The organism is Pseudochrobactrum lubricantis, from assembly GCF_041929865.1.
Lineage (GTDB): Bacteria > Pseudomonadota > Alphaproteobacteria > Rhizobiales > Rhizobiaceae > Pseudochrobactrum > Pseudochrobactrum saccharolyticum.
This window is the reverse complement of sequence record NZ_JBHEEE010000002.1, coordinates 42828-62873: the sequence shown is the minus strand read 5'-3', so window position 1 is coordinate 62873 and position 20046 is coordinate 42828. Positions and strand designations below refer to the sequence as shown.

Sequence of the window (20046 nt, the reverse complement as noted above, 5' to 3'; positions counted from 1 at the left end):
GCAGCGGGTGGCCTGTCTATGATGCCAATCGGCAAGAGCGAAGTGAGCGCGACCTATAAGAATGAGGATTAAGCGCATTGGCCTGCTCCCGCGCTGTGATCAAGGGCTTCATTCCATGTATCAAGACTGGACTTGATGAAGCGCTGCAGCTGGCCGGCCGCAAAAATGATATTCGAGGCATCACTTTCAGACACAAAGTAAAACTCACGATTGCCGGTTACGGACGAATGATCTTTGTCGAATACATCATGGAGCAACCCACCGAGGATTGAAGCCATATTCTTTGAATCGTTGATCGGATTCTCAAGATTGAACAGAGCTTCGTTTATCTTGACCGTTGCACCCGTAGTTGCCTGCGGAACACCCTTTGTGTTATTCCTCTGCATGTTCTTCATTCCTGCGATGGTTTGGCTTGAACTCTGGCTCGGTTTTGAGGTTGCCGCCTCTGCCGAGCCTTTTGATTTCTGGCTCATGCCGCATCATCCATGAAAAATGCAATCAGCTTGCTACGTTCAGCGACCCATCTGCCACCCACCTTCTTCGCGGGAAGCTGGCCAGTATTGAGCAAATGGAACGTCTGCCGCTCATTGCGCCCAATCAGCTTTCCAATTTCTGAAACTTCCCAAATTAGTTCCATTGAATTTGTATTATTACTCATGACTTAAATTCCCTATATGTTCATGGGTGCAACTCGCATCAACATTCAATGGCTACCATCAATTAACCATGATATCAAGTCGCACTCTTGACATTTTTGATGGCAAGTTGCACTCATTGCAAATGAATGAAAAAAATAAGTACCCAAGTGAAATCGCTGACCGCTTTCAACTCCGACTTCCTCCGGGGCTGAGAGACCGTATAAAAGTCTTCGCGGAAGCACACGGTCGCTCAATGAACACAGAAATAGTGCGTGTTCTTGAAAAAGAGTTCCCTGAGCCAATGCCTCTTGATGTTAGACTGAATGAGTTGCTTGGCCTATTTACAGCGCTTCGTAAAGTCAGAGGACATGAAGACGCTATCAACGAATTAACTGACGGTCTGTTAGAAGCGGTCGAAGGGATTGCCTCTGGCCGTGTCCCCGACATCGACGAGGTAACACGACAACGCATTCGAGAAAGCCTCGACGACTGGCATCTTGCACGTATTGAAGAGGCTCAATTTTCCATCGATCAAATTGATGAGAAGTATACTCCCAAAACAATAAATCCAGACCTCACTGATTAAGCAATGTCGATACGCAAACGCAAATGGACTAACCCAAAAGGCATTATTAAAGAGGCGTGGGTTGTCGACTACGTTGACAGTCAGGGCACACGCCGCCTGAAAACATTTGCGAAGAAAAAAGAAGCGGATGCATTCTCAGCCACTGCTAAAATTGAAGTGCGCGAAGGCGTTCACGTTGCAGATAGTGCAAGCGCAACAGTTGCACAGGCAGGCGGTTTCTGGATCGCTAGCGGTGAAAATGACAGCTTAGAGCGCTCCACCATCAACCAGCGCCAAAGACACGTAAAACTGCATATTGACCCGTTCATAGGCAATACGTTGCTTTCGCGTTTGAATGTTCCCGCTATTCGAGAGTTTGAAGATAAGCTCCGCGACGAAGACCGATCGCCTGCCATGATTAAAAAAATCATTGGCTCTCTTGGTTCAATCTTAGCCGATGCGCAGGAGCGCGGCCTTACCATTCGCAATCCGGTCAAAGATATGCGCGGTACACGCCGTACGGGGAAAGATAGACAGGCAGAGCGCCGTCAGAATGGCCGTATCAAGGTCGGCATAGACATTCCCACCAGAGAAGAGATCAAAGCTCTTATTAACGCCATAGACGGCCGCTGGAAGCCATTGCTCATCACTGCAATCTTTACAGGCATGAGATCATCCGAGCTACGAGGTTTGCGCTGGCAGGATGTGGACTTTGAAAAGCGCGCTATCAATGTACATCAGCGCGCTGATGAATTTGGAGAAATTGGTCGACCGAAGTCTGGTGCAGGCGAACGGACTATTCCAGTACCACCACTTGTCATAAACACATTGCGTGAATGGAAATTAGCCTGCCCTCGCAGAGAAACCGTGAGACTGGATCCTAACGGCAATCCTGTCACGGAACTTCACTATGTATTCCCGAACGGTTTAGGTAAAATCGAGAGCCACGCAAACATCATCAATCGCGGCCTGATACCCGTTCAGATAAAAGCCGGCATCACCCAACAAGACGGACAGGAAGTGAAAGCCAAATATACAGGCCTTCATGCTCTGCGCCATTTCTACGCGTCGTGGTGCATTAACCGCCTAGAAGATGGAGGCCTTGGATTACCTCTCAAGGTCGTTCAAGAGCGCATGGGACACTCATCAGTCACCATGACTGCAGATACATATGGGCACTTATTTCCCCGTGGTGATGACGCTGCTGAGCTTGCAGCGGCCGAGCATGCCCTTTTAAGCTAACTGCGGGTGTTAAAGCCATTAAACGCGACATGAGCGCAACATGAATATAAATTACCTTATAAAATCAATGAAGATATAAGGCATCATAATCCTTGTGTCGGCGGTTCGAATCCGTCCTCCGCTACCAACAAATTTTCTCAATCATAAAACAATATTATGAATGTCTCATCTGTTTTAAGCATGAGATATTTACTTCACTTCGACGGCATTTTGTAAAATGCCTCGTGCATCAGCGATTTATTCCCGTTTTGGGAATCACTTGAGAATCAATCGGATAGACCTGTAAATTTCACAAGACTGGTGCCGGAGTATAAGTCCGGCACCGGTTTTTCATTTCGGCTGACTAGAGCATTTCACAGTCAAGTTGGATTAACTTGGACAGTCCGAGATAATGCGACAAACTAAGAAATCTAGAGCGAGCACTGCGATCCAACATGGACGTAAACCGCTCTAGCCATTTTCAGCAGTATCAATGTCCGCCGAGCACCAGCAGCTGTACCGGCATCATAATCGCCTGAATGCGCAGAATGACAGCATGAACGAGGCCGGTGGCATCCACTGCGTGCAGGAATGCCGAACGCAATGGCCCTGCTGTGCCTGCCTGCAGCTCTTCATGATTGCTGGTATAGGCATTGGCAATGCAATTGCTGCCCGGAGGCACATTGCCAAAACTATTTTCATAAAGAGGTTCCAGCGTCGCGGTAATCGTACCAGGACGGCTCAGCTGCTGCACATCCACCAGCTGATCGCTGGCACGCACCTGCCCGCCTGCAATCACATCCTGAACCTCTGTCACCACCATCGGCACGACAGTAAAAGGCTGACCGATACAGGTAACCTCGGCGATCATGCCGGTCTTGATGACCTGTGTCTCAATCTGGTTGAAACCGGCAACCAGCCTGCCCCGTCCGGCATCATCCGGCACCAGAACACCTGCAGGGCGCAGCAGCGGGTTCACCACCTCACCCGTGCGCAAGGTAAACTGCTGCACGGTACCGGACACACCGGCGCGCACAGTGGTTTTATCCAATTGCACACGCGCCTCTTCCAGTGCGGCCTCTGCACTGGCTTTTTGCGCAGGCAGTAAAGTGCTGATCTTGGTCTGCAATGTCTGCTTTCTGGCAATTGCCTCAGCCAGTGCGCCTTTGCGTCCTTCAAGGCTGGATGTCAGGCGGTCAATCTCGCGCTGGGCAACCACATTCGGATTGCGGCGCTGCAACTCAGTCTGAGTATTGAGATCAATCTGCGCCTGCAAATAGGCGGCCTCAACTGACTGTATCGCACCATCTGTTGCAGCAATCTCAGATTTCGCCACCTCAGTTTCCGCCTGCACTTCGACAATACGCTGCTCTGCAGTTTTCATCGCAGCTTCCTGCTTGCTGCTGTCAAGGCGGAACAGCGGATCACCGGCTTTCACTTTCTGAAAGCGGGACACATAGACCTCTTCAACACGCCCCGGAATTTCCGGCAGGATTGTCACCGTGCGATAAGCGGCGGTCACATTGGATGTGGAAGGGTGATAATAAAAGATCATCGTAATCAGCGAGATTGTCAGAATAAGACAGGCTGTAATCCCCCAGCGCAGCTCAAACCACACCGAATAAAGCGTGATATGGTGACCGATAAGTTTACCCTGACCATAACGCCGGAACAGATAATCCGGCAAAATCGTCACCATTGAACAGAGAAGAAATTCCAACATTATTGCTTCTCCCCGTTCTGATCCGGATTATGAGATGAATGCCCGTCTTGAGCTGCCTGCGGCTGTACTGTTTCCACTGGTTTAACGGCAGCTTCCGCTACAGGAGCAGGCTGTTGCGCAGCCGGTGCTGATGCAGGCGGATAGTTCTGTGGCACATAAGTACTGCGCGCAATCCTGTTCAGAGACTTGGCCATCGAGGTTACCGGCGTAATAAAATTCGGCAGTTCAATCATCGCCAGCAACAGGGCAGCAATCCAGAAAAGCTGATTATGGGTAAAGAGCGCAATCAGCGCCAGAACCGCAACAACCTGCAACTGCACCTTATTGGTACGATGTGCCATTTGCTCCGGCAAAGCATGAAGCCGGAGATAGAGGGTGCCAACGGCAAAGATCATGCAAATGAGAAAAACAATGACGAAATTAAACAGAATATCGGTCTGTCCCGGTGCCGTAATAAATGCGGGCACATGATCAATGGCTATGGGGTGTTTACTCACATCCATAATTTGCCTGTCTCCTGATCTGAAGATTAAGTTTCAGTGATTAAATACACTCAGCGAAAAACAGGCCGCACTTCCTGTGCAAACAAGGCCAAAAAATGTTGGTTTTAGTGCCAGAACAAGGCGCATATGAGTAAAACGGCATTAACTGCTGCTGATAACGCTAAGTTGAAAAGTTCCGTGCGTCCTCATCATGAGTACAGCAAATATTTTATCAGAATTTTGCAATACACAAAACAATATTGCTCAGTTGTGAAACTCTCTGCGTCATATTCCGGCAAGGATATGATTCCCGCCTTCAATGCGCCGCATCAAAGCTCTATGATAAAGGCGTTATTATCAGCATGAGATTCTTATGACAGACATTACCAGACGGATTGCCGCCATCATTGCCGGTGAGATCAATGCAAAACCGGAACAGGCGGTTGCCGCTATCGGCCTGCTTGATGAAGGCTCGACCGTGCCGTTTATCGCCCGCTACCGTAAAGAAGTGACCGGTGGTCTTGATGACACGCAATTGCGTAACCTGTCCGAGCGTCTGACCTATTTACGTGAACTGGAAGCCCGCCGCACTTCCATTCTGGACTCCATCCGTACACAGGAAAAGCTCACACCGGAGCTTGAGCTGAAAATTGCAAACGTCAGCACCAAAGCTGAGCTGGAAGATATCTACTTACCCTTCAAGCCGAAGCGCCGTACCCGTGCGGAAATCGCCCGTGAGCGTGGCCTTGGTGCACTGGCTCAGGCAATCCTCGACAACCGCGCTGCGGTGCCTGCCGAATTGGCGACCGCCTATATCACGCCGGATGTAGCTGATGTGAAAGCCGCCCTTGAAGGTGCGCGCGATATTATCGCCGAAGGTATCACCGAAAATGCTGACCTGCTCGGCCGTCTGCGTAGCTACATGAAGGACAATGCGGTCCTGCAGTCTCGTGTCGTTGCTGGAAAAGAGACTGAAGGCGCAAAATTCTCCGATTATTTTGCCCATAACGAACAGTGGAACAAGGTTGCCGGTCACCGCGCTCTTGCCATGCTGCGCGGCCGCAATGAAGATTTCCTGACGCTGGATATTGTTGTTGACCAGCAGGACACATCGCCGGTCAAACCGGTTGAGCGGATGATCGCCCATAGCTATCAGGTCGGCGGCACGCTGGCCGGTGATAAATGGCTTATGGAAGTGATCGGCTGGACTTGGCGCGTGAAACTCTCACTGTCCCTCTCCCTCGATCTGATGCGTGATCTGCGTGAACGCGCGGAAGAAGAAGCGATCAATGTTTTCGCCCGCAATCTGAAAGACCTGCTGCTGGCAGCGCCTGCCGGCTCCCGTGCAACGATGGGTCTTGATCCGGGCATCCGCACAGGCGTGAAAGTGGCGATCGTTGACGGTACCGGCAAACTGCTGGACACTGCAACGGTCTATCCGTTCCAGCCGCGCAATGATCTGCGCGGTGCACAGGCTGAAATCGCCTCGCTGATCCGCAAGCATAAAGTAGAGCTGATCGCTATCGGCAACGGCACTGCAAGCCGCGAGACCGAGCGTATGGTTGCCGACCTGCTCACTGACATGCCAGCTCCGAAACCGCTTAAAGTGATCGTTTCAGAAGCCGGTGCATCGGTTTACTCAGCCTCGGAAACAGCGGCGGCAGAATTCCCGCAGCTTGATGTATCGCTGCGCGGCGCGGTTTCCATTGCCCGCCGCCTGCAAGACCCGCTGGCAGAACTGGTGAAGATTGAGCCAAAATCCATCGGCGTCGGCCAGTATCAGCACGATGTGGATCAGGCGCGTCTTGCCCATATGCTGAATGCCGTTGTGGAAGATGCGGTGAATGCTGTCGGTGTTGATCTCAACACTGCTTCCGCTTCACTGCTCGCCCGTGTGTCCGGCCTTGGCACATCGCTTGCCGAAGCCGTTGTTGCGCATCGCAATGAAAACGGCCCGTTCAAGAAGCGTAAAGACCTGCTCAAAGTCGCCCGTCTCGGCAACCGTACATTTGAGCAGGCCGCAGGCTTCCTGCGTATCCCGAATGGTACTGAGCCGCTTGATGCCTCATCAGTGCACCCTGAAGCCTATGGCGTGGCTGCTAAAATCGTTGCCGCCTGCGGCCGCGATGTGCGCTCACTGATGGGTGACGCCAGTGCTTTGCGTGCGCTTGATCCGAAGCTCTTTGTTGATGAGCGTTTTGGTCTGCCAACGGTGAAAGACATTTTGTCGGAACTGGAAAAACCAGGCCGTGATCCGCGTCCGGAATTCAAAACCGCGACCTTTGCCGATGGCATTGACGATATCAAAGATCTCAAACCCGGCATGCTGCTGGAAGGTACCGTGACCAATGTTGCCGCCTTTGGTGCCTTTGTTGATATCGGCGTGCATCAGGATGGTCTTGTGCACGTATCCCAGCTTGCCGATAAATTCGTCAAGGATCCGCATGAGGTGGTAAAAGCCGGTGATGTGGTGAAAGTGCGTGTGACAGAAGTGGATGTGCCGCGCAAGCGTATCGGCCTGACCATGCGCAAAGATGGCGGTGGCGAAGCCGCCCCCAAGCCTATGGGTGAGCGCGGGCAACGTCCGGCACAGAAACATTTCACAGCCAAGCCGCAGGAAAAGCCTGCTGAAGCTCAGGGCGGTTTTGGTGCAGCACTGCTTGAAGCCATGAAACGTAAATAACCAAATAAAAAGGCCGCTAAATTGAGCGGCCTTTTTCATATCTGAATCAAAAGAAGAACTTATCTACCTAAGGATTTGATAAGATTCTCATTTAGCTCCGTCTCACCAAACCAGTTGAGCCGGTTGATGCAGATGAAACCGCGATCAATCAGATCATTATCATCACCTTCGGAAGATGAATGCGGGCGACCCCGTGGCACCAGCAGCACTGTCTCGACCCCATCTGTGCTGACCACCTCAGATGATGATGCAATCTTATCCCGACCGATACGCGGCTGGGCAATTGGCGCAGGCAGACTATGCGGCAGATTAATGCTCAGCCAGTGCCCTTCTCTCTGCCAGTCTGCACGCCGCTCTAAAAGATTGCGCAGTAATTGCACCAGCGCCACCAGATCATCTTCACCACGGCGCGGCTGTTTGACCTGTGAAAAACCAATGGCAGGAATACCCCAGAATGTTGCCTCACGGGCAATACCAAGCGTACCGGAATAGGCCAGATCTTCCGCCACATTGCGCCCGTCATTAATCCCTGCCAGCACCAGATCAGGCTTGGCCTGATCTTTGAACAACCAGCTCATCGCCGACACAACACAGTCCGCAGGTGTGCCGGAACAGGAATAGCGCTGCTCACCGCGTTTCACCATGGTCAGTGGTTTGCCGATGGTGATGGATGCACCCGCAGCCGTGCGCTTACCATCTGGTGCCACAACCCACACATCATCACTCAACGCCCGTGCAGCACGTTCCAGAAAAGCCAGACCTTCGGCATCAATACCGTCATCATTGCAAAGCAAAATACGCATCAGGCTTCTCCCAATTCCAAAGCATTTCCAGTTGAGTTTGCATTGTTAGAAATGCTTTGTTTTTTTAAATTAACGCGCATTTTAATCCGAAAACCGCTTCACACTTTTCGGAATGCGCTCTATCACATCACCGCTCTTCACATCCTGACGCACAACTGGAATATGCTCTGCCAGTTCGCCAAGCAATTGAGCCGAGCAGGAATGACCAAGTATATCAGGCTTACCCGCCTGCTCCCAAAGCGCGACCATACCGCTCAAAGTCGGATGGGTCGGCAGTCTTATCCAATCAGCCAGTTCATCCCGCAGCATATCAAAGGCCGGTGTATCTTCCGGCACATGGCCGGTCAGCAAAACCGGCCAGCCGGTGCGCAGCGCACGATTCATCGCATAGGCGGAAGGCCCTGCCTGCCCCATCGCATCAAATGTCAGCAGCGGACAGCGCGGCAGCGCCTGATCTTCACGCCACTCCTGCGCCTGATGCAGCAATTGTTTCAACCGTCCGGCCACACCATCCCGCAGGGCACCTGTGGCTGCAATCTGCTCAGCCAGTGCAGCACGCATATCCGCATGAATAGCAAAATTAACCGGCATCAGTGCCATCAGTTCCAGCGAGCGACCGGAGAGTGGGGTCGGCAGCAGACAACCATCACGGTTCTGCAAAATCCATTCGCGGATTTGCTGTGCCCGCACGCTACCCGAAACCCCATCCGCACCATAAGAGGCATCCAGCAGCAACAGATCACATTGCGGAAATGCATCCATCTCCAGCACCGGACTATCCGGCACCACATCGCCGCTATAGAGAATTTTGTGCCCTTCGACCTCAACACAGAACCACACGCCACCAGCCACATGGCCGGAACGACCGGTGGTGATTTCCGCATCTCCGATGGTCAGCACATCGCCTGCTTTGAACAGTTCAATACGTTCTTGCGGAAAGACAATCTTTTCCAAATGCTGTTGCTCGGCATAATTCTTCAGAGTTTGACCTGTTTCTGCCAAAGTTTCGGCAGTCATCAGGATACGCCCCTGAAAGCCCTGCGCCAGCAACCACAACAACCCGCCGACATGATCCTCATGGGCATGGGAGATCAGCACCACATCAAGTGCAGCAATCGCATCCACCTCAATCAGCGGATAATAATCGCGCCCAGTGGCTCCGACCTTAATGCCGATATCAAACAGCAGCTTGGTTTTAGTTGTGCTGATACCAACGCCTAAGCGTCCTTTTTCACCAAAACCGCCATAGAGATTGATCTTCATACGGCACCTGCTTCAGGGATTACCCAGCCTGACCGGATACGTAATTGCGCCACATCATCCGCTTTGAGATGCAGCGGATCCGGCAGATTGAAATGCAGATTCAGTTCCGGAGCCTGTTCGGCAACAGCTTCAATCCGCGATGCACCGCCCTGATAGACCGAGCGTGTCACCCGCACGGAAAATCCGTCCTGTTTCACCAGTTCCAGATCATCTTCACGGATACAAATCTGTGCGTCTTTACGTACCACTTCATCGGCGCGGCAACGCAAACGCACTTGCTGCCCCAGCACCAATGCCTCACAGGAACCACTGCCATTGACGCTCAAAATCTCCGCAGGCAGTACCATGCCCTGCGCGATAAAAGACGCGACCATCGCATTGGCCGGTTCATTATAAAGCGTTTTCGGCGAAGCAAACTGCATCAGCTTGCCTTTGTCCATCACCGCAATACGGTCGGCCAGTGCCATCGCCTCGGCCTGATCATGCGTAATATACACAATCGTTGTGCCGGTGCGCTTATGGAAGCGCGCAAACTCATCTTCCATCGAAGCACGCAGATGCACGTCCAGATTGGCCAAAGGTTCGTCAAACAATACCAGCGACGGCGCAGCCACCAGACAACGCGCCAGTGCCACGCGCTGACGCTGCCCGCCGGACAAGTTCGCCGGACGGCGATCACCATAGCCCTGCAGATCAACCAGCTTCAGTGCCTCTTGCACACGGCGCTCGCGCTCGGCTTTTTCCACCTTGGCTATCTTCAGACTATAGCCGACATTTTCCGAAACAGTCATATGCGGCCAGAGAGCATAGTTCTGGAACACAATACCGACACGGCGTTTTTCCGGCGGCACGAACTGGCCTTTGCCGGTCACCAGATTATCGCCGACATAGATCACACCGTCATTCGCCTGTTCAAATCCGGCAATCATACGCAGCAATGTGGTCTTGCCGCAGCCGGAAGGCCCCAGCACGGCAATGAATTCACCATTGGCGATATCCAGCGACACATCGGTCAGCACTTTGGTGTCGTTAAAGCTTTTGGAAAGCTGAGAGATAGTCAATCCCGCCATGGCAGAACTCCGTCAGGCAGATATCTGGCAAACATATTGGTCACCAGCATCAGTAAGAATGTAATCAACACGACCAGCACAGATATTGCAGCCGCATAGGGTGAATCGCCACCCTGTTCAAAAGAGAAAATCACCACGCCCAGCGTTTCCGATCCCGATGACCATAATAGCGCGGAAACAGTCAGCTCCGAAAAAGCGGTCATGAAAATCAGCACACCGCCAGCCAGAGTTGCCGGTGCTACCAGCGGAAACACGATGGTGCGCAGCCGTGTCAGCAGCCCTGCGCCTGCCACCTGCGCCGCCTCTTCCAGAGCACGGTCAATCTGATGCAGTCCGGTAATGGTCGGACGCAATGCCAGCACCAGAAACCGTGCCAGATAGGCGTAGAGAATGATCCAGATCGTATTATAGAGATGCAACCCGACAACCGGCAAAGGCTTGAGGAACATCAGCAATGCCGCAATCGACAATACCACACCCGGCAGAGCATAGGGTAATTCGGCTGCGAGATTGAGCAAGCGTGTCCACCAGCGCGACCGCCATGTGATGAGATAACCAAGCGGCACCGCCACCAGCACTGCAAAACCGGCTGCGGCCAGCGACAGGGTGAATGAATTGACCAGCGCACGACGAGCCCCTGCATGGTCAAGCAGCACGAATTTCAGATTATCCAGCGTTGCCGTCTGCCAGCTCAGCGGAATACCAAAAGCAGGCACCAATGCGGTGAGCAACAGGCCGAACATCGGCAGCACCAGCACCACGGCTATCAGCAGCCAGCAAGCGACCTCAACAGTCAGGCGCCATGAGCCAAGTTCAAAAGGCGCAGCAGGCAGCGAGGTTGAAGCGATACGATAATCGCGGCGGCGTGCCATATAATCCTGACACAGAATACCCGCCATTGCGATCACACCGATCAGCAGTGAAAGCACAGCGACCTCCGACAGCACAGATGGTCCACCACCGGCAAGCTTTTGATAAATCAAAGTCGGCAGCACCAGCACATTGGCCGGAATTCCCAAAAAAGCAGGAATACCAAAATTACCCACACAGGACACGAAAGCCAACGCAGAAGCGCCGATTACCGATGGTGTCATCAGCGGCACAATGATTGTGCGCGTCACCTGCCATTTACTGGCACCGCTGCTCAAAGCGGCTTCAACCAGCTCGCGCGGTAATTTACGCAAACCGGCGCGTACAATCAGAAACACCAGCGGCGCATATTGAATGCCGAGCAATGCAATAATACCAGTGGTAGAATAGAGCGGGTTACGGCTGCCAAGCTCCGGCGCCATGCCGATCATTTTGAGAAATGGGCTCGCGGGACCAAAAAGTTGCAGCCATGCCAATGCCGTCACCTGCGGCGCAATCAGCAATGGCACCACAAACATCAGCACGAACACGCCGCGTCCACGAATATTGGTCAGGCTTACCAGCAGCGCCACGGCACTGCCAAGAATAACAGCAGCAAGTGTACCGCCAAAGCCGGTGATTAAAGAATTACGGGTGGCAACCCATGTGGAGGTTGAAGAAAGCGCCGAGCGCAATGCACTGTCAGAGAGGTGACCATTCGGCGCGATGATCTCGCTGGCCAGCCGCAGCATCGGCCACAGAGACAGCGTGAACACCACTGCCGCCACAAGAAAAATCAGAGCCGTATCCCGGCTCTGACCAAATATTTTATCTGACATCAAAGAATGCCTTAACCGCCGAACAGTTCAGAAAAACGCTTCTTGTCGGCTTCTGTCACACCCAGAACTTTGAGCGTATCAATCGACATGATGTTGATTTTTGTACCTTCCGGCAGCCAGCCCGGGCGACCAACAGATTCCTTGGCTGGCAGATAGCCCTGCTCCAGTGCCAGTTTCTGACCATCGTCGGAGAGGATGAAATCAACAAACTTCTCTGCACCGGCAACATTCTTGGCAGTCGCCATGATTGCAACAGGCTCAGTTACCGCAGGCACGCCTTCTTTCGGGAATACGAACTCAACCGGCGAACCTTTTGCCTTGGCATTCAGTGCCATGAAATCCACGAGAATACCGTAAGGCTTTTCACCGCTGGCAACGGATTTCAGCACAGCACCATTGCCGCGCACGCTGATCAGCTCATTGGCTTTCAGCTTTTCAAAATAATCCCAGCCGAGTTCGGAATTCAGCGCAAAGCCGGAGAGCAGATAAGCAGCCGCGCCGGAATAAAGCGGGCTCGGCATCACGATCTGGCCTTTATATTCTTCTTTGCCGAGATCAGCCCAGCTTTCAGGCTTGCTTTTCGCCTGTGTGTTATAGGCGATACCTGTGGTGATCAGCTTGGAACCGAAATAGGTTTTGTCCTTGTCGAACGAACCTTCGGTCAGACCATCTGTCTTCGCGCCTTCATAGGCTTTCAGACGATTGTCTTTTTTCAGCAGTTCCATCGACACGGCATCGGCGATCAGCAGCACGTCCGGCTGCGGCGCACCGGCAGCAAATTCAGCAGCCAGCTTGCTGAGGATATCGCTGGTGCCGGAACGGAATACCTGCACATCAATATCAGGATTGGCTTTACGGAATGCTTCAACGGTTTTGGTCGCATCAGCTTCCGGCTGCGAGGTATAAAGATTGAGCGTTTCTGCATTCACCGCAGTTGCGCCCATAAACACTGCCAGAGCAGTAGCCAGAACTGTTTTACGTGACGTGCGTTTCTGCAACATGATTCTTATCCCTGAAATCATTCATCCGACACCGGAGCGAGCCGGTTACTCGCCGTTCATTTATTAAATGAACACTACAAGTTTATGACAAAGAATAAAGTCACCACAGAAAACAAAAACAAACAGGGCATTGAACCAGCAATGCCCTGTTAAAACCTCATCTATTCTGGCAGTTGGCTCAGAATCTTGCGTGCTCTTTGATTTAGGCGCTCAGAAGCGAGCATGCTCTTTGATTTAGGCGCTCAGAAGCGAGCATGCTCTTTGATTTAGGCGCTCAGAAGCGAGCGCCGGCAAAATGCGCGATCTGTGCGCCGGTTTCATAATAGGCTTCGCGGATACCGAGGAAGGACTGTGTTTCCGGCTCAGTCACCGGCAATGGCAGATCAGCTTCGCTGATTTCACCGCTGATATGACGTGCCAGCACATTGCCGAATACAGTACCGGTGGCAATGCCGCGGCCATTATAACCGCTGAAACCGATCACATTCTTATCAAAGCGATGAAATTTCGGCAGGCTGTCATTGGTCATGCCGATCAGACCGTACCATTCATAATCAAATTCAACTTTGCCAAGCTGCGGGAACAGACGCTTCATTTCGCGCTTCGCCCATGCCGTATGAATGCCTGTGCCGGTATTGCGCAATGCGCCAACACTACCAAAAACCAAACGACCGGACTGGTCATAGCGATAAGACGACAGCACCTGTTTGGTATCCCATACGCCCTGACGTTCCGGCAGAATCTGTGCCTGCTGCTCTTTGGTCAGCGGCTTGGTAGCCAGATTGAAATAAGGCAGATGCATAATTTCTGCGCGAATCTGCGGCCATGGTGCCTGTGTATAAGCATTGGTTGCCACCACGATCCACTGCGCACGCACCGAACCCTTGGCAGTGCGAACCACCCAGTCATTGCCCACACGTTCAGTGGAAGTCACCGGTGAACCGGTGAAAATCTGTGCACCTGCAGCAATGGCCGCATGGGCAAGGCCACGCACATAGGCCAGCGGCTGAATGGTGCCTGCACGCATATCCAGCAGTGAGCCGCTATAGGCCTTGGTGCCGACTTTCTTTGCGGTTTCTTCGGCGCTCAGCAGTGTAACCGGCGCACCACGGCGCTGCCACTGCTCCGCACGATCCTGCAATTCGCGCAGGCCTTTCTGACCGACAGCGCAATGCAGCGTACCGGTGCGGGTCGCTTCACAGGCGATATTGTGTTTTTCAATACGCTCGAAAACCATTTTCGGGCCATTGCCGAGTGCTTCGAGCAGACGGTCACCATATTTCTGACCGAGCACACCCGGCAGATCATCCGGCATAACCCACATACCGGCATTGACCAGACCGACATTGCGGCCGGAACCGCCGAAACCGATTTCAACACCTTCCAGCACGGCAACTTTGCTGCCGCGTTCACTCAGATTAAGTGCGGTTGAAAGTCCGGTAAAACCACCGCCTACAACAACCACGTCAACGTTTAACTCGCCTTGCAGGGCAGATGTAACCGGAGCGGCAGGAGCGGATTTTTCCCAGAGACCGTGAGAACGGGGATTATTCAACATGTCAGTTCATTTCTCAAAAACAACGTTGCCACTTATGTCAGCCTGGATTGCAGCAACAAGCCTACGATTATGCGCCTGAAATATACGCACCACGCAAAAGCGGCTCAGACAAAAGGTCAACGATCAAAATGGATAAAGAGCGCCGTATATATAATGCGGATACACACACAACACTCTGAGTGTTTGAAATTTGAAGCACAACACGGAAAATCATCCGGCTTGTTATTTACCAGTGTTCTTATCGTCTTTTTCTTCTGGCGCTTAAGTAGCCATACACCTTTCGGTTTTGGCAAAAGTAGCAATTTTTGCGCAACAGATCATTCATTTGCGGAATGACCTATTCCACTTAAATTGCATTACATATCTTATTCTGCGTTCAGATGCACCAGCGCCATATAGTCATGCTGGCCGACCTGCCCGCGAATCCAGCTGGAAAATGTCTGTATCAGCGGATTTTCATGTTTGCCTTCCGGCACCACCAGATAATAATCATTCTCGGTGCGCATAGGCTTATCAAACAGAATTCGCAGGCGACCTTCCTGCAATTCCTGCTCAATCAGATAAACCGGCAACAAACCAATCCCAAGCCCTGCGGCAGCCGCCTCTATCACCATAGAGAATTGATCGAAACGATGGCCGCTATAGGTGCTGCGCGCATCCACTTCGCAAAGTTCAAACCATTGCGTCCACATTTTCGGACGTGTTGTCAAATGCAGCAGAGGCTCTTTCTGCAGGTCTTCCGGCTCAACAATGCGGTGGCTTTCGATCAAAGCATTGCTGGCAACAGGCACCACCATCTCACTGCACAGATAATTGCAGGTGGCATGTGCCCAAACCGGCTGACCATAATGAATAGCCATATCAAACGGATATTCTTCAAAGTCGAATACGCCGGTGCGTGAGCCGACATTAAAAGCCACACCCGGATTTTCTTCGATGAAATTCGGAATACGCGGCATCAGCCAGCGCGCGCCGAATGTCGGCAATGTCGCCACGCTGAAAGCCGAAGAAGACTGTGCCGAGGCCATCGCCCGCAACATGGTATCTTCCGTCTGGTTCAGCAGACGGCGTACTTCCGGCAAAAACTTGCGTCCCGCATCGGAAAGCAGGATGCGCTGACGGATTCGCTCAAACAGCAAAACGCCGAGCTGGCCTTCCAGATCCTTGATCTGACGACTCACCGCGCTTTGCGTCAGGTTCAGCTCGTGGGCTGCCTGTGTAAAACTTCCGTGACGTGCAGCGCATTCAAAAGCCTGCAAAATGGCGATATCCGGTATCAGTCGTCGGCTGAGCTTCATTCCTGCCTCGCATAAACATAGTCGGTTTCGTCGCAATCATGCGGCCACTACAGCTGATATGATCAATTTTAGTCATGATATCAACATCTGATACGTGTTTCTGATAGTCGAAAATCGATTTAAAAAGAAATTACGCATCAAATTTAAAGCATATCCCGAAAACTGGCTGACATTTTTCGGATCAGATAGGCCTTTATAACAACATCAGGATGGTTTTGTGCGACTCCCAAAGAGCACAAATCAACCACACGAAGCAGTTTTAGGGCAGTTTCAGGAAAAACGTCATCCGCTTTTCTTTATGGAACTGCACCAAGAGCAAAACAGACAGGGCTTTATCTTCTCCCAAGACAGATAACAGCTCGCATACGGAAAGCCCTCAAGGAGGCAAACCATGAATTTCGTATCAGCCGACAGCATCCGCGCTGCATTCTCAGCCGCAATGTCCGCAATGTACCGTACAGAAGTGCCTGCTTACGGTACGCTGATGGAACTGGTTGCAGATGTTAATGCTGCGACCCTGAAAGCCCAGCCTGAACTGCTCGCCCGTCTCGAGGATACCGATTCTCTGGATCGTATTTCCGAAGAGCGTCACGGCGCGATCCGCCTCGGCACCGCCGCTGAACTTTCCATGATGCGCCGTGCTTATGCCGTTATGGGCATGTTCCCTGTCGGTTACTATGATCTGTCCGCTGCCGGTGTGCCTGTGCATTCCACAGCCTTCCGTCCGGTTGCTGATGCATCGCTGAAGATCAATCCGTTCCGCGTTTTCACTTCGCTGCTGCGTCTCGACCTGATCGCTGACGAAAAGCTGCGCAAGGAAGCTGAAGAAACACTCGCAAAACGCAACATCTTCACTGCCGGTGCGATTGAGCTGATCGAGATTGCTGAAAAACAGGGTGGTCTCACACAGGAACAGGCTGACAAGTTTGTTGCTGAAGTTCTGGAAACATTCCGCTGGCACGATAAAGCCAATGTGAGTGCAGAACTCTATCACCGTCTGCACGACGCCCATCGTCTGATTGCTGACGTTGTGTCTTTCAAAGGCCCGCACATCAACCACCTGACACCACGCACACTCGACATCGATGCCGTGCAGGCTCAGATGCCGGCGCGCAATATTTCGCCTAAAGCTGTTGTTGAAGGCCCGCCAACCCGTAAATGTGCGGTTCTGCTGCGTCAGACCTCGTTCAAAGCGCTCGAAGAATCCGTTTCTTTCACCGATGCTGCAGGCGAATGGAAAGCCGGTACACACACTGCCCGTTTTGGTGAAATTGAACAGCGCGGTATCGCTCTGACACCAAAAGGCCGCGGTCTTTATGATGCGCTGCTCGACAAGACCCGTGCACGCATCCGCCCTGCGCCGGATGGTTCGAATGCTGCTGAATATGTCCGTATTCTCGGTGAAGTTTTTGAAGAATTCCCGGACACATGGGCAGAAATCCGTGAACAGGGTCTCGGCTACTTCGCTTACAGCGTTGCAGACCGCTCGAAAGCCAAGAGTGAACTGACAGCCGCCAATCTCGACAGCCTGATTGCTGAAGGCGCAATCCAGTTTGATCCGATTGTCTATGAAGACTTCCTGCCGGTCAGCGCCGCTGGTATCTTCCAGTCCAATCTCGGCGACGACGATACACAGGAATTCACTGAAAGCCCGAACCAGAAGCGTTTCGAAGCTGATCTCGGCGCAACCGTGCTCAATGAATTTGAACACTATGCCCGCATCGAGCGCGAATCTGTTGAGGGTGCATTGAAGGCTCTCGCCTTTAAAGCTGCAGCAGAATAACTAGATAACATATGAAAACGGCAATCTGCCCTCAAAGCGGATTGCCGTTCAGCTGTTTATACTAGAGCGTGTCGCGCTTCATTTGATCCACAACACTCGCTCTAGATTCTTGAGTTGTCGCATTATCGCGGTCGTTAACTGAAGCCAGTTAACTGCGAAATGCTCCGGAGCAGATTACTGCTCCACCGTACCAGATAGAATATCAGGTCTGTTCCCTTACCCGAACAAGCGCCTGATATTCTGAACGATAAACAATAGGGAATGCGATTTATGAGCACCGAAAATAAAAAAGTGAACGTTAAGCAGGAAGCTGCTGACATTCTCGCCAAGCTTGGCGTTGACAGCGCTGCCTATACAGGCGGTGATCTTGCCTCGTTCAGCCCGGTTACCGGCGAACAGATCGGCGCCCTCAAGACTCATTCGGCTGCAGACACTGCCCGCATGATCGAAGAAGCTGATGCAGCATTCCGCACATGGCGCGATGTTCCGGCTCCACGCCGCGGTGAACTGATCCGCCTGCTCGGTGAAGAACTGCGCGCTTCCAAAGCTGATCTCGGCCGTCTCGTTTCGATCGAAGCCGGTAAGATCATCTCCGAAGGCCTCGGCGAAGTACAGGAAATGATCGACATCTGCGATTTCGCAGTTGGTCTGTCCCGTCAGCTTTACGGTTTGACAATTGCGACTGAACGCGCCGGTCACCGCATGATGGAAACATGGCATCCGCTCGGCGTTGTCGGCGTTATCTCCGCCTTCAACTTCCCTGTAGCTGTCTGGTCATGGAACGCGGCTCTGGCACTGGTTGCCGGTGACTCTGTTGTCTGGAAACCTTCCGAAAAGACCCCTCTCACAGCTCTGGCTTGTGAAGCGATCTTCAACCGTGCAGCTGCCCGTTTCGGCGCAGATGCTCCTAAGGGTCTGTCCGCTGTTATCATCGGCGACCGTACAATCGGTGAAGTTCTGGTTGACCATCCGAAGGTTCCGCTGGTTTCCGCAACCGGTTCAACCCGCATGGGTCGCGATGTAGGTCCACGTCTGGCCAAGCGTTTCGCACGCGCTATCCTCGAACTCGGCGGCAACAATGCCGGTATCGTCTGCCCGTCAGCCGATCTCGACATGGCTCTGCGCGCGATTGCTTTCGGTGCCATGGGTACTGCAGGTCAGCGTTGCACCACCATGCGTCGTCTGTTCGTACACGAAAGCGTATACGACACACTGGTACCACGTCTGGTCAAAGCCTATCAGAGCGTATCCATCGGCAACCCGCTGGAAACTCCTGCACTGATCGGTCCGCTGATCGACAAAGCTTCTTTCGACGGCATGCAGAAAGCTCTGGCAGAAGCCAAGGCTCATGGCGGTAAAGTTGTCGGTGGTGAACGCGTTTCCGTTGGTCCGGACACAGGTTACTACGTACAGCCAGCAATCGTTGAAATGCCAGAACAGGCTGGTCCAGTTCTCGAAGAAACCTTCGCACCGATCCTCTATGTGATGAAATACAGCGATTTCGACAACGTACTCGAACTGCACAACGCAGTTGGCGCCGGTCTGTCGTCTTCGATCTTCACACTGAACCTGCAGGAAGCTGAGCGTTTCCTCTCTGCATCCGGTTCGGATTGCGGTATTGCCAACGTCAATATCGGTACATCCGGTGCTGAAATCGGCGGCGCATTCGGCGGTGAAAAGGAAACCGGTGGCGGTCGTGAATCCGGTTCAGATGCATGGAAAGCTTACATGCGCCGTGCAACCAACACTGTAAACTACTCAAAGGCACTGCCGCTCGCACAGGGCGTATCCTTCGACATCGACTAATCATCAGTACTGATGACAAAGAAAAGCCCCTCTCACGAGGGGCTTTTTTATTGACTAAAATCACACGCAGGTCTCTATTAGACGCAGCAATCACGCATATCCTGTCAGACTTCTCCGCCTTGGAGGCCTACATGCGTTTATTTTTAGCAGCCCTGACGACTATTATTTATACCGCTCCTCTGCCCGCAGCGCATGCGAGCGAGAATAATACGGTGTTCTGCACCAAGCTCGGAGAGCTTGCGGGGCGGTCGATGGCGGCACGTTTACAGGGAAAGCCGCTGGCTGATCTGTTGCAGGTCAAGTTTGATCCGGCGGTGCATGAGATTTTTCAGACGGTCATTCTGGATGCCTATTCCAGACCTCTGGTTGAGGGGGAAAATGCGTGGGTGAGAAATATGTCTGACTTCAGAAATGCGGTTGAAGAGAAATGCCAGTCATCTCTGCAAAAATAAAAAGCCGGAAAT

Annotated in this window: 18 protein-coding genes; 7 read left to right on the top strand and 11 right to left on the bottom strand. The window is 52.4% G+C overall.

The genetic code is table 11. The annotated features are described in order from the left end of the window. Window positions 1-68: 68 nt before the first annotated feature. Together JNC80_RS04775 and JNC80_RS04770 are read right to left on the bottom strand one after the other, a co-directional pair. Window positions 69-473, bottom strand: coding sequence for a hypothetical protein (locus JNC80_RS04775; protein ID WP_139316400.1), 405 nt, complete (start codon window positions 471-473; stop codon window positions 69-71). After that, complete coding sequence (locus tag JNC80_RS04770; RefSeq protein ID WP_022709082.1) at window positions 470-658, bottom strand: hypothetical protein; 189 nt, start codon at window positions 656-658, stop codon at window positions 470-472. The genes JNC80_RS04775 and JNC80_RS04770 overlap by 4 nt, the downstream gene beginning before the upstream one ends. A gap of 122 nt (window positions 659-780) precedes the next feature. On the opposite strand from JNC80_RS04770, the gene JNC80_RS04765 reads away from it, so the two are divergent. Further along, the gene (locus JNC80_RS04765; RefSeq protein ID WP_213906855.1) at window positions 781-1224 is read left to right on the top strand and encodes an Arc family DNA-binding protein; all 444 of its coding nucleotides are present in this window, start codon (window positions 781-783) and stop codon (window positions 1222-1224) included. Window positions 1225-1227: 3 nt separating this feature from the next. Beyond that, the gene (locus tag JNC80_RS04760; RefSeq protein ID WP_022709084.1) at window positions 1228-2445 is read left to right on the top strand and encodes a tyrosine-type recombinase/integrase; all 1218 of its coding nucleotides are present in this window, start codon (window positions 1228-1230) and stop codon (window positions 2443-2445) included. Window positions 2446-2914: 469 nt separating this feature from the next. Here JNC80_RS04760 and JNC80_RS04755 read toward each other — a convergent pair whose 3' ends face one another. Both JNC80_RS04755 and JNC80_RS04750 read right to left on the bottom strand, forming a co-directional pair. Further along, the gene (locus tag JNC80_RS04755) at window positions 2915-4147 is read right to left on the bottom strand and encodes an HlyD family secretion protein (RefSeq protein WP_022711331.1); all 1233 of its coding nucleotides are present in this window, start codon (window positions 4145-4147) and stop codon (window positions 2915-2917) included. Further along, window positions 4147-4650 (bottom strand): hypothetical protein, encoded by a 504-nt coding sequence (locus JNC80_RS04750; protein ID WP_376709678.1) that lies wholly within the window; start codon window positions 4648-4650, stop codon window positions 4147-4149. The genes JNC80_RS04755 and JNC80_RS04750 overlap by 1 nt, the downstream gene beginning before the upstream one ends. Before the next feature lie 126 nt (window positions 4651-4776). Between JNC80_RS04750 and JNC80_RS04745 the strand changes: the two genes are divergently transcribed. Together JNC80_RS04745 and JNC80_RS04740 are read left to right on the top strand one after the other, a co-directional pair. Further along, window positions 4777-4995, top strand: coding sequence for a hypothetical protein (locus tag JNC80_RS04745; RefSeq protein ID WP_213630850.1), 219 nt, complete (start codon window positions 4777-4779; stop codon window positions 4993-4995). Between the two features lie 7 nt (window positions 4996-5002). After that, window positions 5003-7312: a Tex family protein gene (locus tag JNC80_RS04740; RefSeq protein ID WP_376709677.1), complete on the top strand. Its 2310-nt coding sequence runs from the start codon at window positions 5003-5005 to the stop codon at window positions 7310-7312. A 59-nt stretch (window positions 7313-7371) separates the two neighbouring features. Here JNC80_RS04740 and JNC80_RS04735 read toward each other — a convergent pair whose 3' ends face one another. The 7 genes from JNC80_RS04735 to JNC80_RS04705 form a co-directional block, all read right to left on the bottom strand. Continuing rightward, window positions 7372-8115: a 5'/3'-nucleotidase SurE gene (locus JNC80_RS04735; RefSeq protein ID WP_376709676.1), complete on the bottom strand. Its 744-nt coding sequence runs from the start codon at window positions 8113-8115 to the stop codon at window positions 7372-7374. 81 nt (window positions 8116-8196) lie between these two features. Beyond that, window positions 8197-9378, bottom strand: coding sequence for an MBL fold metallo-hydrolase (locus JNC80_RS04730; protein ID WP_376709675.1), 1182 nt, complete (start codon window positions 9376-9378; stop codon window positions 8197-8199). Continuing rightward, entirely contained in the window at window positions 9375-10448 is a 1074-nt protein-coding gene (locus tag JNC80_RS04725) for an ABC transporter ATP-binding protein (RefSeq protein WP_376709674.1), read from the bottom strand. The genes JNC80_RS04730 and JNC80_RS04725 overlap by 4 nt, the downstream gene beginning before the upstream one ends. Beyond that, window positions 10436-12136, bottom strand: a complete 1701-nt coding sequence (locus tag JNC80_RS04720) for an ABC transporter permease (RefSeq protein WP_376709673.1) — start codon at window positions 12134-12136, stop codon at window positions 10436-10438. The genes JNC80_RS04725 and JNC80_RS04720 overlap by 13 nt, the downstream gene beginning before the upstream one ends. Window positions 12137-12147: 11 nt before the next feature. After that, complete coding sequence (locus tag JNC80_RS04715) at window positions 12148-13137, bottom strand: ABC transporter substrate-binding protein (RefSeq protein ID WP_170265281.1); 990 nt, start codon at window positions 13135-13137, stop codon at window positions 12148-12150. Between the two features lie 274 nt (window positions 13138-13411). Next, window positions 13412-14695: an NAD(P)/FAD-dependent oxidoreductase gene (locus tag JNC80_RS04710; protein WP_116087864.1), complete on the bottom strand. Its 1284-nt coding sequence runs from the start codon at window positions 14693-14695 to the stop codon at window positions 13412-13414. Window positions 14696-15060: 365 nt separating this feature from the next. Further along, window positions 15061-15993, bottom strand: coding sequence for a LysR family transcriptional regulator (locus JNC80_RS04705; RefSeq protein WP_022709344.1), 933 nt, complete (start codon window positions 15991-15993; stop codon window positions 15061-15063). A gap of 391 nt (window positions 15994-16384) precedes the next feature. Between JNC80_RS04705 and hglS the strand changes: the two genes are divergently transcribed. The 3 genes from hglS to JNC80_RS04690 all read left to right on the top strand — a co-directional run bounded on the left by hglS (window position 16385) and on the right by JNC80_RS04690 (window position 20034). After that, complete coding sequence (gene hglS, locus JNC80_RS04700) at window positions 16385-17776, top strand: 2-oxoadipate dioxygenase/decarboxylase HglS (protein ID WP_376709672.1); 1392 nt, start codon at window positions 16385-16387, stop codon at window positions 17774-17776. Between the two features lie 270 nt (window positions 17777-18046). Then, the gene (amaB, locus tag JNC80_RS04695) at window positions 18047-19582 is read left to right on the top strand and encodes an L-piperidine-6-carboxylate dehydrogenase (RefSeq protein ID WP_022709346.1); all 1536 of its coding nucleotides are present in this window, start codon (window positions 18047-18049) and stop codon (window positions 19580-19582) included. 50 nt (window positions 19583-19632) lie between these two features. Continuing rightward, window positions 19633-20034 (top strand): hypothetical protein, encoded by a 402-nt coding sequence (locus JNC80_RS04690; RefSeq protein WP_376709670.1) that lies wholly within the window; start codon window positions 19633-19635, stop codon window positions 20032-20034. Window positions 20035-20046 lie beyond the last annotated feature (12 nt).